Annotated in this window: 12 protein-coding genes; 9 read left to right on the top strand and 3 right to left on the bottom strand. The window is 70.6% G+C overall.

The window, feature by feature from the left end; all coding sequences use genetic code 11:
* Nucleotides 1-100: 100 nt before the first annotated feature.
* Complete coding sequence (locus AOK08_RS00825) at nt 101-766, bottom strand: sigma-70 family RNA polymerase sigma factor (protein WP_055522605.1); 666 nt, start codon at nt 764-766, stop codon at nt 101-103.
* Between the two features lie 442 nt (nt 767-1,208).
* On the opposite strand from AOK08_RS00825, the gene AOK08_RS00820 reads away from it, so the two are divergent.
* Both AOK08_RS00820 and AOK08_RS00815 read left to right on the top strand, forming a co-directional pair.
* Nucleotides 1,209-1,610: an STAS domain-containing protein gene (locus AOK08_RS00820; protein WP_055522603.1), complete on the top strand. Its 402-nt coding sequence runs from the start codon at nt 1,209-1,211 to the stop codon at nt 1,608-1,610.
* A gap of 251 nt (nt 1,611-1,861) precedes the next feature.
* Nucleotides 1,862-2,434 carry an EF-hand domain-containing protein gene (locus AOK08_RS00815; protein WP_055522600.1) on the top strand — a complete coding sequence of 191 codons (573 nt, stop codon included), beginning with the start codon at nt 1,862-1,864 and terminating at the stop codon, nt 2,432-2,434.
* Here the strand turns inward: AOK08_RS00815 and AOK08_RS00810 are convergent.
* Nucleotides 2,353-3,948: a class I adenylate-forming enzyme family protein gene (locus tag AOK08_RS00810; RefSeq protein WP_241826748.1), complete on the bottom strand. Its 1,596-nt coding sequence runs from the start codon at nt 3,946-3,948 to the stop codon at nt 2,353-2,355. The two genes, AOK08_RS00815 and AOK08_RS00810, sit on opposite strands and share 82 nt — an antisense overlap.
* Nucleotides 3,949-4,146: 198 nt before the next feature.
* Between AOK08_RS00810 and AOK08_RS00805 the strand changes: the two genes are divergently transcribed.
* The 4 genes from AOK08_RS00805 (at nt 4,147) to AOK08_RS00790 (ending at nt 8,580) form a co-directional block, all read left to right on the top strand.
* Nucleotides 4,147-5,340: an amidohydrolase family protein gene (locus tag AOK08_RS00805; RefSeq protein WP_055522598.1), complete on the top strand. Its 1,194-nt coding sequence runs from the start codon at nt 4,147-4,149 to the stop codon at nt 5,338-5,340.
* Entirely contained in the window at nt 5,340-6,482 is a 1,143-nt protein-coding gene (locus AOK08_RS00800) for an acyl-CoA dehydrogenase family protein (protein ID WP_055522596.1), read from the top strand. The genes AOK08_RS00805 and AOK08_RS00800 overlap by 1 nt, the downstream gene beginning before the upstream one ends.
* A gap of 9 nt (nt 6,483-6,491) precedes the next feature.
* Nucleotides 6,492-7,439 (top strand): acyl-CoA dehydrogenase family protein, encoded by a 948-nt coding sequence (locus AOK08_RS00795; RefSeq protein WP_055522594.1) that lies wholly within the window; start codon nt 6,492-6,494, stop codon nt 7,437-7,439.
* A 514-nt stretch (nt 7,440-7,953) separates the two neighbouring features.
* Nucleotides 7,954-8,580, top strand: a complete 627-nt coding sequence (locus AOK08_RS00790; protein ID WP_055522593.1) for an ATP-binding protein — start codon at nt 7,954-7,956, stop codon at nt 8,578-8,580.
* Between the two features lie 534 nt (nt 8,581-9,114).
* On the opposite strand, the gene AOK08_RS00785 is transcribed toward AOK08_RS00790, so the two are convergent.
* Nucleotides 9,115-10,050, bottom strand: a complete 936-nt coding sequence (locus AOK08_RS00785; RefSeq protein WP_055522592.1) for a cyclase family protein — start codon at nt 10,048-10,050, stop codon at nt 9,115-9,117.
* A gap of 103 nt (nt 10,051-10,153) precedes the next feature.
* On the opposite strand from AOK08_RS00785, the gene AOK08_RS00780 reads away from it, so the two are divergent.
* The 3 genes from AOK08_RS00780 to AOK08_RS00770 form a co-directional block, all read left to right on the top strand.
* Nucleotides 10,154-11,071 (top strand): SDR family oxidoreductase, encoded by a 918-nt coding sequence (locus AOK08_RS00780; protein ID WP_055522591.1) that lies wholly within the window; start codon nt 10,154-10,156, stop codon nt 11,069-11,071.
* 108 nt (nt 11,072-11,179) lie between these two features.
* Nucleotides 11,180-12,331, top strand: a complete 1,152-nt coding sequence (locus AOK08_RS00775) for an acyl-CoA dehydrogenase family protein (RefSeq protein ID WP_055522590.1) — start codon at nt 11,180-11,182, stop codon at nt 12,329-12,331.
* 14 nt (nt 12,332-12,345) lie between these two features.
* Nucleotides 12,346-13,370: Zn-dependent alcohol dehydrogenase (locus AOK08_RS00770; protein ID WP_055522588.1), on the top strand; the 1,025-nt coding region annotated here is incomplete at its 3' end.

Genomic DNA, 13,370 nt, shown 5'->3' with positions numbered 1-13,370 from the left:
CCGTCGCCGCCGCCCGCGCCGGTGCCTTCGCCCTTGCCGGGGACCTCGGGGTCGTACTCCTCGTCCCTCTCCCGGTCCGCGTCCTCGTGACTCGCGCCGCTCACACCGCACCCCCGTATTCGGGGGGCGCCCCTGGTGTGCCGGTGTCGTGGGCCGTGGACAGGAGCTGGAGGCCCAGGCGCAGGCGGCGGCGGGCCTCGGCCTCCGTGACGCCCAGGTCGGCGGCGGTCTGGCGGTAGTCGCGGCGCTGGAAGTACGCCAGCTCCAGGGCGGCGCGCAGCGGGGCCGGCATCGAGGTCACGATGTAGTCGGCGCGGGCGGCGACGGAGGCGCGGCGGACCCTGCGCTCCAGTTCCTCCATCGAGCTCCTGGAGGAGTTTGTGGAGGAACCCTTGGTGTCGGCGTACGTGTCGTCGGGGGCGTCCGGGTGCTCCGGGTGCTCCGGGTTCGCCGGGTCGCCGTTGGCCAGTGCGGCCGTCTCCGTCTGGCGCAGGCGCTGTACCGCGAGGCGGTGGGTCAGGGTGGCCACCCAGGAACGCAGGGGGCCCTGCTTGGGGTCGTAGGCCTCGGGGTGCTGCCAGACGTGGGCGAAGACCTCGCGGGTGATGCGGTCGGCGGCCTTCTCGTCGGCGAGGACTCGGTGGGCCAGGCCGTGCACGAGGGAGGCGAAGCGGTCGTACAGCTCGCCCAGTGCGGCTGCCTCCCCGCGTGCGAGCCGCTGCTGCATCTTGCGGTCCCAGCGGGGCGGTGCGTCCCTCTTCGGCATGCTGCCCCTCACCCCCGTACGTCTCGGTCGCCTCGGTTGTGCCGGTCGTGTCAGTTGTGCTGGTGGTGTCGGTCGTGTCGGTCGTGCCCGTGCCGTTTTCCCGTCCAGGTCCGGCGGTTGCCCGACCTCTCCTCGAATGTAGTCGGACCCTCCGACAGCCCACTCCGCTTTTGCGGCATTGTGCGCCCTCAAGGGGGCCTCGGATGGTAGAGAACCGGCGGGGGTCGACCGGTCGCGACGCAATTTATTCGTCTTTTGATCGAATGAGATCGCGTATGACCGAAACAAGTCCCCTGCAAACCGCTTGCAAGTCTCTTGCGATCCGGGCCGAGTCGATGTGCTGTGTTTGGTGACGTCGCTGCTGGGCAGCCGCGTCGACAGGAAGCGTAGGAAAAGCTTCCGTTTCTGCCGGACGAGTCGTACGAGTCGGACGAGGGGCCTCATGGTGGCGTTCAAGGTGACCGACGGCGAGCGAGCCGGCTGGACCGTGCTGCGGGTGTCCGGAGAGCTGGACCTGGTCACCTCGCCGGAGTTGCGACAGCGCGTGCACGACGTCGTCGCCGAGGGCGGGCACCGTCTTGTCCTCGACCTCTCGGAGGTCGACTTCTGCGACTCCAGCGGCGTCGGCGTCCTCATCGCCACCCGTCGCCTGATGCGTTCCTGCAAGGGCCACCTGCGCCTGATCCTGCCCGCGCAGGGCGCGGCGGAAGGTGCCCACGCCCACCACGTCAACCGGGTCCTCGGCGCCCTGGGGGTCCGCCGCCTCTTCGACGTCTACGCGGACCTAGGCACGGCCGCCGACGAGACGGCGGCCCCGCTCCAGCAGGCCTTCACGCGCGCATGACGGGCCTCTGACCGTCGTCACGCGCGCGTGACGCCGTTGTCCCGGAATTCACCCAGTCTTGGCACAGGGATCGTTTTCCGGCGCCGACGGGCGCCTACGCGTCGTACGCTCCGTGCGAGAGGACCTCTACGCGACGACCCGCGCGCGGATGTGCGCAATCCGTACGCGTAGAGGTGAGACACAGAGCCGATGCGCAACGTAGAACGTATGACGCAGGCGCGGCACGCAGACGTAAGGCAGGCCCGACAGACATGGTCAGCTCCGAGTACGGACGGAAGATCGCCGCCCGGTTCACCACCTTCGACCAGGACGGCAACGGCTACATCGACCGGGCCGACTTCAGCGTGGCGGCCAAGGCGCTGCTCGCCGAGTTCGGCACCCCCGCCCGGTCGGACAAGGGCCAGGCCCTCTACAACGGCGCCGAGGCCTTCTGGCAGGGCATGGCGGGGATAGCGGACCGCGACGGCGACCAGCGGATCACCCGCGACGAGTTCGTGAACGGCGCCGTGAAGCGCCTGCACGACAGCCCCGGCCGGTTCGCCGAGATCGCCCGCCCGTTCCTGCACGCGGCCCTGGCCGTGGCGGACCTGGACGATGACGGCGCGGCGACCCTCGCGGACACCGAGCGTGTCCTCAGGGCGCTCGGCGTGCCCGGTGACATCGCCGCGGTGGCCGCCGCGACGCTCGACACCGACGCCGACGGCCGGGTGGGCGAGACGGAGATCGTCGACGCGTTCGCCCGCTACTTCGACGTCTCCGACTCGGACGACGGCACCGAGGCGGACGCGGAGTCCGGAGCGGAAGCCGGAGCCGGCTCCGTGTAGCGCTCGCGCAGTTTGTACTTGAGCACCTTCCGCAGGGTGTCGTTGCGCGGAAGGGCGTCCACCAGCTCCAGCCGCTCCGGCAGCTTGTGCGTGGACAGCCCTTCCGCGCGCAGGTACGAGGTCAGCGCGGCGAGCGTCAACCCGCCGCCCACCCCGGCCCCATCCCCTTCGGCCCGCTCCACCACCGCGCAGACCAACTCCCCGCGCTCCGGGTCCGGCAGCCCGATCACCGCCACGTCGCCCACCTCCGGATGCGTGTGCAGCAGGTCCTCGATCTCCTTCGCCGAGATGTTCTCGCCCTTGCGGATGATGACGTCCTTGAGCCGCCCGGTGAGCACCAAGTGCCCGCTCCCGGTGAGGAATCCGAGGTCGCCGGTGCGCAGGAAGCCGTCCGCGTCGAAGGCCTCGGCGGTCTGCGCGGGGTCCAGATACCCCTGGCACACGGCCTCGCCCCGCAGCCGCACCTCGCCGTCCACGACCCGTATCTCCATGCCCTCCGGCGGGCGCCCCTCCGTCGTCGCCAGGTTGTCGACCGTGTCGTCCGGCGCCCCCATGGTGATCATCGGCACCTCGGTCATCCCGTACCCGTGGGTGAGCTGCACGCCCATCTCGCGTACGACGGAGTGGTAGACCTCCGGCGGCTTCGGTGCCCCGCCGCCCGCGAGGAGCCGCAGGGTGGGGATCACCGGAACGCCCGGCTGTTTGCGCTGCTCGGCGAGGAACATGGAGTAGAAGGCGGTGGACCCGCCGGCCACCGTCACCCCGTGCTTGCGGTACCCCTCCAACGCGTCCGGCAGCGCGAACTGCTCGAACATCACCGCCGGGAAGCCGTACAGCAGCAGCATCACCGTGTAGTCGGGGCCGGCGATATGGGCGTACGGAAAGGCCATCGAGCCCACGTCGGACTCGGTGAGCCGCAGCGCGTGGGCGAGACATGAGCCGCCCGCGATGAGCGAACGGTCCGTGTGGAGCACGCCCTTGGGGTCGGAGGTCGTGCCCGAGGTCCAGTAGATCCAGCGGACGGAGGTGCCGTCGGCGGGCGGGGGCGGCAGCAAGGACGGCTCCCCGTCCGGGAGTTCGGCGCTGTCGTACGCCCGGAAGACGCCCTTCGCGCCGAGCCGCCGCGCCATCTCCAGGTGGTCGAAGCCGCGCCACACGCCCGGCACCGCGAAGAACTCCGCCTTCGACTCCCGTAGCGCGAAGCCGACTTCGCGGTCCCGGTAGAAGGGGATGACCGGCGACTGCACCGCGCCCAGGCGGGCCAGCGCGAAGGAGAGGAGGGCGGTCTCGACACGGGTGGGCAACTGCCAGGCGACGACCGTGCCGGGGCGTACGCCCATGCCGTACAGGCCCGCCGCCACCCGCTCGGCACGGGTACGGAGTTCACCGAAGGTGAGCGAGCGGTCGTCCTGGAGCAGGACGGGCCGGTCGGGGGTGAGTTCGGCGCGCCGGGCCACCAGTTCCCAGAGGGTACGGGCCGAACCCAGGGCGTGTGCGATGTCGACGACGTTCACAGGGCCCCCTGGGACTGGCGCGGCTGAGGTCTTCAACAGTCTCTGACGGTTCATCAGATTGTGCGGGGAGCGTAGGGCTTGGCGCCTTGTCGGTCCATAGGCGCGGGACTAACCTTCTGGGAGCGAGGAACTGACGGTCCGTCAGATGATCAGCATCAGGCATCAGGCATCAGGCATCAGCCCGGCGGAGGGGACTCCATGACCGAACTGCCCCGCATCATCAGCGTCGACGATCACGTGATCGAGCCCGCGCACCTCTTCGAGACCTGGCTGCCGGCCAAGTACCGTGACCGGGGCCCGAAGCCCTTCACCGCCGGGATCGGCGAACTCGCCTACGTGGGCGGCAAATACCGGATCACCACCGACCCCGACGGCCCGGTCACCGACTGGTGGCAGTACGAGGACCTGCAGTTCCCGTACAAGCGGATCATCGCGGCCGTCGGGTTCTCCCGGGACGAGATGACCCTCGACGGCATCACACGCGAGCAGATGCGGCGCGGCTGCTGGGACCCGAAGGCCAGGCTCGCGGACATGGACCTCAACCATGTCGAGGGCTCCCTCTGCTTCCCCACCTTCCCGCGCTTCTGCGGGCAGACCTTCGCCGAGGCGCACGACAAGGAGGTCGCCCTCGCCTGCGTACGCGCCTACAACGACTGGATGGTGGAGGAGTGGTGCGGCGACAGCGGCGGCCGGCTGATCCCGCTGTGCCTGATCCCTTTGTGGGACATCGAGTTGGCGGTCGCGGAGATCCGGCGCAACGCCGCGCGCGGAGTCCGGGCGGTGACCTTCTCCGAGATCCCGACCCACCTCGGGCTGCCGTCGATCCACTCCGGCTACTGGGACCCCTTCTTCGCGGTGTGCGCCGAGACCGGCACGGTCGTCAACATGCACATCGGCAGCAGCAGCCAGATGCCCGCCGCCTCCCCGGACGCGCCGCCCGCCGTCCAGGCCTCGCTGAGCTTCAACAACGCGATGGCGTCGATGATGGACTTCCTGTTCAGCGGCGTGCTGGTGAAGTTCCCGACGCTCAAACTCGCCTACAGCGAAGGCCAGATGGGCTGGATCCCGTACGCCCTGGAGCGCGCCGACGACGTCTGGGAGGAGCACCGCGCGTGGGGCGGCGTGCGGGACCTCATCCCGGAGCCGCCCTCGACGTACTACTACCGGCAGATCTTCTGCTGCTTCTTCCGCGACAAGCACGGCGTCGCCTCGATCGACGTCGTCGGCCGCGACAACGCCACCTTCGAGACCGACTACCCGCACGTCGACTCGACCTTCCCGCACACCAAGGAGGTCGCCCTCGACCATGTGAAGGGCCTCGACGACGAGACCGTCCACAAGCTGATGCGCGGCAACGCCATCCGCATGCTCGGCCTCGACCTGGACAAGTAGTGGACCTCACGGACACGCCTCAAGAGGCGGAATTCCGGGCGGGGTTGCGGGAGTGGCTGGCGAAGACCCTGCCATCGCTGCCGGCCGCGCCCTCGCCCGACGACTGGCCCGGACGGCGCGCGTACGACCTCGGCTGGCAGCGGACGCTGTACGACGCCGGGTACGGCGAGGTCCACTGGGGCGCCGATCCCGCCGTACGGATGATCTTCCTGGAGGAGACGGAGAAGGCCGGCGCGCCCTATGTGGGCGCGAACTTCGTGGGGTTGCTGCACGCCGGGCCGACCGTCGCCGCCGAGGGGACCGAGGAACAGCAGGCGCGCTGGCTGCCGCCCGTGCTGCGCGGCGAGGAGGTCTGGTGTCAGGGGTTCAGCGAGCCGGACGCCGGATCCGACCTCGCGGCCCTGCGCACCCGCGCCCGTCGGGACGGCGACGAGTACGTGGTGAGCGGGTCGAAGATCTGGACCTCGCACGCCGAAGTCGCCGACTGGTGCGAGCTGTTGGTGCGAACGGACCCGGACGCGCCCAAGCACCGCGGCATCACCTGGCTGGCCATGCCCATGGACGCGCCGGGCGTCACCGTACGGCCGCTGCGCACGCTCGCCGGGTCGAACGAGTTCGCCGAGGTCTTCCTCGACGAGGTCCGGGTGCCCGTCGCCAACCGGGTCGGCGCGGAGAACGACGGCTGGCGCGTGACCATGGTGACGCTGTCCTTCGAACGCGGTACGGCCTTCGTCGGGGAGGTGGTCGCCTGCCGTCGCGTGCTGGGCGAACTCGCCCTGGCGGCACGGGAGAACGGGCGCTGGGACGACCCCGTACTGCGTCGGCGGCTCGGGCGGCTCAACGCCGAGTTCCGCGCGCTGTGGCGGCTGACCCAGTGGAACGTGAGCGAGGCGAGCGGGAGGGGCGACGGGGTGCCCGGGGTCGGCGGGTCGGTCTTCAAGCTGCGGTACTCGCACGCCCGCCAGGAGTTGTACGAGGCGGCGGCCGAGGTGCTGGGGGACGGCGGGGCCGCGCTGGATCTCCAACAGCCCTGGGTGCTCGACCGGTTGTCGTCCCTGTCGTACACCATCGCCGCCGGCACCTCCCAGATCCAGCACAGCATCGTGGCCGAGCGCGTTCTCGGCCTGCCGAAGGGACGGTGACGTTCGCCCATGCGCTTCCAACTGACCGAGGAACAGCGGGCGTTGCGGGCAGGCGTACGGGAGCTGCTGGCGGCGCGCTTCGGGCGCGAGCGGCTGCGGGCGGCCATGGAGGCCGATGGGGTACGCGCGGTACCCGAGCTGGACCGAGGGCTGTGGCGGGAGCTGGGGTCCGCCGGGTTCTTCTCGCTGCGGCTGCCGGAGGACGAGGGCGGGGTCGGACTGGGCCTGCCCGAGGCGGTGTTGGTGTTCGAGGAAGCGGGGCGCGTACTGCTGCCGGGCCCGCTGATCGCCACGCATCTCGCGGCGGGAGAGATCCCCGGGGCGGCGACGGGGGAGACGGTCGTGACCGCCGCCGACGGCGGCGGGGTGGTGGAGTGGCTGGAGGCGGCAGACGTCGTACGCGGATATGCCGGGGGTACCGCAGGCACGGTGGCGGTGCGGTCGGTCGATCCGCTCACGCCTCTCCATCGGGTGGCCGAGGCGCCCGCGCGCCTCCACCAGGTCGCAGCCGATCCGGACTCCGGCGACCGTACGGACGTACTCCTGACCTCTCTCCTCACCGCCGCCGAGCAGCTCGGCACCGCCGCCCGGGTGTGCGAGCTGGCCGCGCAACACGCACGGACCCGTGAGCAGTTCGGGCGGCCGGTCGGGGCCTTCCAGGCGGTGCAGCATCTCTGTGCGGGGATCCTGGTGCGGGTCGAGGTGGCGCGGGCGGCGGTGTACGCGGCCGCCGTCACCGTCGATGCGGCGGACATCGCGGCGGCCCGGCTGCTCGCCGACGAGGCGGCCGTACGCGGCGCCCGCGACTGCCTCCAGGTGCACGGCGGGATGGGCTTCACCTGGGAGGCGGACGTCCATCTGTATCTGAAGCGGGCGTGGGTACGGGCCCGGCGCCCCGGCGCGGTGACGGAGTGTGAGGAGATGCTCGCCGCCGCGTTACTGGTCGAAGCGCGGTGACCGGGGCCTGGAGCGGGAGTGGCTGGATTGATGTCGCCGATCGTGGCGCGATCGAAATGTGACGTGGACTATTTCAGATTACTGAGCGTCGATACCGGGTTGTGTCCTTCGGGCGACTCGTCACGGCCCGGAGTCGTGTGTCCGCTCCGGTACCTTCTGTGCCATGCGAGTGGTTCCGAGGTCGAGCCATCCCGGTGCCGCCCCTGAGGCGGCGCCGGATTCGGCGGTGTGCGCCGCTCCTTGGGCGGGTCGGAGTTCCGTACCCGCGTGTTCGACTCGGCGCGGTGAGCGTCGCACAGTATGCGGCAGGCGTACTCCTTCGCGTTGGAATATGCCCGAAGCGCTTGTTGGCGTGACTGTACGTCAACCATGCTTTCCCGTAAGGGAATCACGTTCTGTGATCCCCGATCTGGCCGTTGGCCCAACCGTTGTTCTGGGCATGCAGAAAATGGCTACGATCGTGGCCCTCGTGCGGCGCGAGGCGATGTGTCCGCCGGTTCGGATGGTGTGAGCGGTGCAGGTGCTTCAGGTGCAGCTAGAGATCCGGCCCGACCCCGCGGAGGTGGGGCGGGCCCGGAGATGGGCGCGGTCGAGGCTGGCCGGGTCCGGGGTCGCGGACGACGAGCCGCTGGCCGAGACGCTGATCCTCCTTGTCTCGGAACTGGTCACCAACGCGGTGGTGCACACCGGGTGCCCGGCGGTGCTGAGACTGTCGTTCCAGGGCGGACGCGGAGCGCGGTCCGGTGCTGGTGCCGGCACCAGTGCCAGTGCCAGTGCCTGTACGGGCGTGGGTGCCGACGGGGTCGTGCGGCTGGAGGTCGTCGACCTGAGCGACTGTCCCCCCGTGCCCCGGCACGCCGACGGCGACGAGACCAACGGGCGCGGGCTGGAGCTGGTCGACGGGCTCGCCGACCGGTGGGGCTGGAACGCCGAGGGCATCGGCAAGCGCATCTGGTGCGAACTGGACCGCTGCCCGGCTCCGGCACAGGTGTCGGCTTCGCCTCCGGCTCCTACTCCGGTGCTGCGGGGAGGCGGGAGTTCGGCCGCGGCGTCGGGTGTCACGAGCGCGGGGGGCGGCAGGGTCGCCACCGCGGGTACGTCTTCGGCGTACGGGGGCATGGCGGCGTACGGAGCCTTCTGACCGGACGGTCTTCGGCGGGACGGCCGCTTTGGCGTCGGGTGCGGCGCTCGGCGGGGCACGGATGCAGAATCGTCCGGGTTCTCGGGCCGGGTGCGGTGCGGTGCGCCGGGGTGTGCCCCTGTGCGCGGTTGTCGCAAAAAGGGCGAAAGCGATAAATCTCCGAACGGGTGTTGACGTGACGTGATCGCGTGAACACGCTTGTGTTCAGCGCGATCCGCCGGAGGGGACGGCGAGGGTTCGGTGACGGGAGCCCTCGGTGAGTGCGGTTCGTGTGTTCGGCGTCGGGCTCCTTCAGGGTCAGGGGGGTGGGGCGGGGACGCCGAGGCGGATGGCGGCGCGCGATGCCGTACTTGGGGTGGGCAATGGCGCGCCGCCGGCCGGCTGGAGGCAAGGAGTCCGACAGGGCTCGACAGGGTTCGACAGGGTTCGGTGAGGGCTCGGCAGGGTTGGGCGAGGGCTCGGCAGGGTTGGGCGAGGGCTCGGTCGGGTTGGGCGAGGGCTCGGTCGGGGCTTCTGTGAGGTTCCGGCCGGAGGTCAGAGGATCGCCACGGGCGCTACGGGACTGCCCGTGGCGCCCGTGAAGGGTTCCGGGGTCGCCGACAGCAGGAACTCGTACCGGCCTTCTTGTCCACAGGCTGTGGACAACTCTTCGAGATTCCAGTTCTGGCCCTGCGGCATACCCATCTCCACCAGGTCGAGCGCGTGTACGGGCATCCATAGATCGTCCGACTCCGGCGGGAAGATCTCGAAGGTGATCGTGTCGTTCGCGACCGCCGCGACATCCCGCGCGTGGAACCACTCCGGCGTACGGATCGAAAGTCCGGGCGACGGATACGTGTACCCGTGCCTGTCGCCGGCCAGATACGCCTGGATCTGCCCGGTCCGTACGAGCACGATGTCACCGGCACGCACGCGCGTGCCCGCCAGTTCCTCCGCGGCGTCCAGGTCCTCCGGGGTGACCGCGTGCCCCCCGTCGAGCCGGTCGACGCCCCGTGCGCGGGCCACGTCCAGCAGCACCCCGCGCGAGACGACGTGCCGCGCCTTGTCCGCGCCGGCGAATTCGGCGCCCGAGTGGGCCGTGATAGTGTCCGCCGGGCGCCCGTTGTAGAGCATCCCGGAGTGGGAGGCGTGGGCGAGGGCGTCCCAGTGGGTCGCGCTCTGGAGCCCCAGGGTCACGATGTCGTCGCTGGTAGCCACGGTTCCGCCGCCGGGCGGCCCGAACAGCTCCCGGTTGATCTGGATCATGGCGTGTACGGGGTTCAGCCGGCCCGGGATCGCCCCGGTCTGGACGCCGTCCTGCTGGAGCGGCAGGGCGAGGGGGATCCGGTGGCCGGTACGGACGGTCGCGGCGGCGTCCCGTACGACGGCGTCGGTGATGAGGTTGAGGGTGCCGATCTCGTCGTCGGTCCCCCAACGCCCCCAGTTGTTCACGCGTTTGGCGATGGCGTGGAACTCGGCCGGCAGTGGCATGGGTCCGGTCCTTCCTGGAGTCCGGTCGCTCCCGGGGCTTGCCTTCGATATCCGACGGGTCAAAAATCTAACGGTCCGTCAGAAACCGCGGGAAGGGGCCGGCGTGGGGAACTTCTTGGCAGGGAAGGTCGTCGCAGTGACGGGCGCGGGCCGGGGGATCGGCCGGGCGGTGGCGCTGGCCGCGGCGGCCGAGGGAGCGCGGGTCGTCGTCAACGACTACGGCGTCTCCATCGACGGTGCCTCGCCGACGAGCGAGATCGCCGAGGGCATCGTCAAGGAGATCGAGGCGGCGGGCGGCGAAGCGGTCGCGGTGGCCGATGACGTGTCCACCATGGCGGGCGGTCAGCGGGTCGTGGACGTGGCGGTGGAGTCGTACGGGCGTCTGGACGGTGTCGTGTGTGTCGCCGGGATCCTGCGCGAGCGGATGCTGTTCAACATGTCCGAGGAGGAGTGGGACCCGGTCGTCGCCACCCACCTCAAAGGCACGTTCACGGTGTTCAGGGCCGCGTCGGCGGTGATGCGGCAGCAACGGGCGGGCACGCTCATCGGGTTCACCAGCGGCAACCATCAGGGGTCGGTGTCCCAGGCCAACTACAGCGCCGCGAAGGGCGGGATCATCTCGCTCGTACGGAGCGCCGCGCTGGGCCTGCACAAGTACGGGGTGACCGCCAACGCCGTCGCGCCTGTCGCTCGTACGCGGATGTCGGCGAACGTTCCCATGGAGCTGGCGGAGATCGGGGAGCCGGAGGACGTGGCGGCCCTGGTCGTGTATCTGCTGTCCGACCGGGCGAAGGAGCAGCGGATCACCGGGCAGGTGTACACGGTCGCGGGGGCGAAGATCGCGGTGTGGGCGCAGCCGAGGGAGTTGCGGGCGGCGTACGCCTCCGGCGGTGGGTGGACGCCGGAACGGATCGCGGAGTTCTTGCCGGGGAGTGTTGGGGTTGATCCGATGCCGATGCTTTTGCAGTTGGAGCGGATGGAGGAGGCGGCGCGGGACCGGGCTCGGCCGAACGCCCGATAGCTCGGGGGTGCGTGTTGTTCGGCGGGTGCGGGCCGTCCGTGGCTTGTCGCGCAGTTCCCCGCGCCCCTGAGGTGGGACATCGCATCCTGGGTTGATTTGGAGAGGTCTGTGGACTTTGGGTTCAGCGCCGTTGACGAGGAGTTTCGGGCCGAGGCTCGGGAGTGGCTCGGGGCGCATGTTGACGAGGGTCTTGATCGGCGGGCCTGGGAGCGGGTTCTCGGTAAGGCAGGGTGGATCGGGGTCTCCTGGGGGGAGGACGGGTATGGGAATCGGCGTCTTGGGCTGACCCAACAGGTCGTCTGGGCCGAGGAGTACGCGCGGTCGGGGGCGCCGGCGCGGTCCGGGCACATTGGGGAGAATCTGCTCGCTCCCACGCTTCTCGCGCACGGGACCGAAGAACAGCGGGCCCGTTTTCTGCCGCCGGTCGCCGCGGGCGACGAACTCTGGTGCCAGGGCTACAGCGAGCCCGGCGCGGGTTCGGACCTGGCCGGGCTGAGCACGAGGGCCGAGCGGGACAGCGACGGTACGTACCGGATCACCGGGCAGAAGATCTGGACGTCCCTCGCCCATGAGGCGGACTGGTGTTTCGTGCTGGCCCGGACGGAGGCGGGGTCGGCGCGTCACCACGGGCTCAGTTTTCTGCTCGTCCCGATGGACCAGCCGGGGCGGATCGAGGTCCGGCCGATCCGGCAGATGACCGGGACCAGCGAATTCAACGAGGTCTTCTTCGACGGGGCACACGCGCGCGCGGAGCACGTCGTCGGAGGTGAGGGCGCCGGCTGGGGTGTCGCGATGAGTCTCCTCGGGTTCGAGCGGGGGGTGTCCACACTGGCCCAGCAGATCGGATTCGCCGGGGAGTTGGAGCGCGTGGTCCGGGCGGCCGTGGACAGTGGCGCGGTGGCGGATCCCGTCGTACGGGAGCGACTTGTGCGGCAGTGGGCCGAGTTGCGGGTGATGCGCTGGAACTCCCTGCGCACACTGGGTGGTTCGGGGGACGCCGGGGCGCCGAGCGTGGCCAAGCTGCTGTGGGGCGGATGGCATCAGCGGCTGGGGGAACTGGCGATGCTGGTGCGGGGCGCGGCTGCCGGGGTCGGCCCGGTGGAGTGGTCGCAGCCGGTTCCGTACGAACTCGACGCCGCACAGCACCTGTTCATGTTCTCCCGGGCCGACACGATCTACGGCGGCTCCGACCAGATCCAGCGCACGATCATCGCCGAGCGCGTGCTCGGTCTGCCCAGGGAGCCCAGGAACGTCGTCTGATGGGGAGTCGTCCGATGCGCGGTGTGCTGTTCGACGGTAAGCAGATCCAGGTCGTCGACGATCTGGAGGTGAGGGAACCGGCAGCCGGGGAGGTGCTGGTCGCGATCTCGGCGGCGGGGCTGTGCCACAGCGATCTGTCCGTGGTGGACGGCACCATCCCCTTCCCCGTCCCCGTCGTCCTCGGTCACGAGGGCGCGGGCATGGTGGAGGCCGTCGGGCCCGGTGTCACCCATGTGGCGCCCGGCGACCATGTGGCTCTCTCCACCCTCGCGAACTGCGGTGCGTGCGCGGAGTGCGACCGGGGACGGCCCACCATGTGCCGCCAGTCGATCGGGCGGCCGGGGCGGCCCTTCACGCGCGCGGGGCGGCCGGTTTTCCAGTTCGCGGCCAACTCCGCCTTCGCGGAACGCACGGTGGTGAAGGCCGTGCAGGCGGTACGCATCCCGAAGGACATCCCGATGACGTCGGCCGCGCTCATCGGGTGCGGGGTACTGACCGGGGTGGGGGCCGTGCTCAACCGGGCCCGGGTCGATCGCGGGGACAGCGTCGTGGTGATCGGCACGGGCGGGGTCGGGCTGAACGTCCTCCAGGGCGCGCGGATCGCGGGCGCCTCGCGGATCGTCGCCGTGGACGCGAACCCGGCGAAGGAGGCGATGGCGCGGCGGTTCGGCGCGACCCACTTCCTGACCTCGGCAGAGGGCGTGCGGGACGTGCTGCCGACGGGCGCGGACCACGTCTTCGAGTGCGTCGGGCGCGTGGAACTCGTACGGCAGGCCGTCGATCTGCTCGACCGGCACGGGCAGGCGGTCCTGCTCGGCGTCCCGTCCGCCACGGCGGAGGCGTCCTTCGTCGTCGCGTCCATGTTCCTGGACAAGTCGATCCTCGGCTGCCGCTACGGCTCCTCCCGCCCCCAGCGGGACATCCCGCTCTACGCTGACCTCTACCGTGAAGGACGCCTGCTGCTCGACGAGTTGGTGACGGAGACCTACCCGGTCGAGGACTTCGAGAAGGCGGTGGGGGACGCGGAGGCGGGGAGGGT

The sequence above is a fragment of the Streptomyces graminilatus genome (assembly GCF_001418565.1).
Taxonomy (GTDB): Bacteria; Actinomycetota; Actinomycetes; order Streptomycetales; family Streptomycetaceae; genus Streptomyces; species Streptomyces graminilatus.
Note: the sequence above shows the minus strand (reverse complement) of the source record. Positions and strands in the feature narration are given on the sequence as shown.

Excerpts from the sequence above, each read along its gene's own strand:
- AOK08_RS00825 (WP_055522605.1), bottom strand. The coding sequence starts at position 766 with ATGCCGAAGAGGGACGCACCGCCCCGCTGGGACCGCAAGATGCAGCAG.
- AOK08_RS00820 (WP_055522603.1), top strand. The coding sequence starts at position 1,209 with ATGGTGGCGTTCAAGGTGACCGACGGCGAGCGAGCCGGCTGGACCGTG.
- AOK08_RS00815 (WP_055522600.1), top strand. The coding sequence starts at position 1,862 with ATGGTCAGCTCCGAGTACGGACGGAAGATCGCCGCCCGGTTCACCACC.
- AOK08_RS00805 (WP_055522598.1), top strand. The coding sequence starts at position 4,147 with ATGACCGAACTGCCCCGCATCATCAGCGTCGACGATCACGTGATCGAG.
- AOK08_RS00795 (WP_055522594.1), top strand. The coding sequence starts at position 6,492 with ATGCGCTTCCAACTGACCGAGGAACAGCGGGCGTTGCGGGCAGGCGTA.
- AOK08_RS00785 (WP_055522592.1), bottom strand. The coding sequence starts at position 10,050 with ATGCCACTGCCGGCCGAGTTCCACGCCATCGCCAAACGCGTGAACAAC.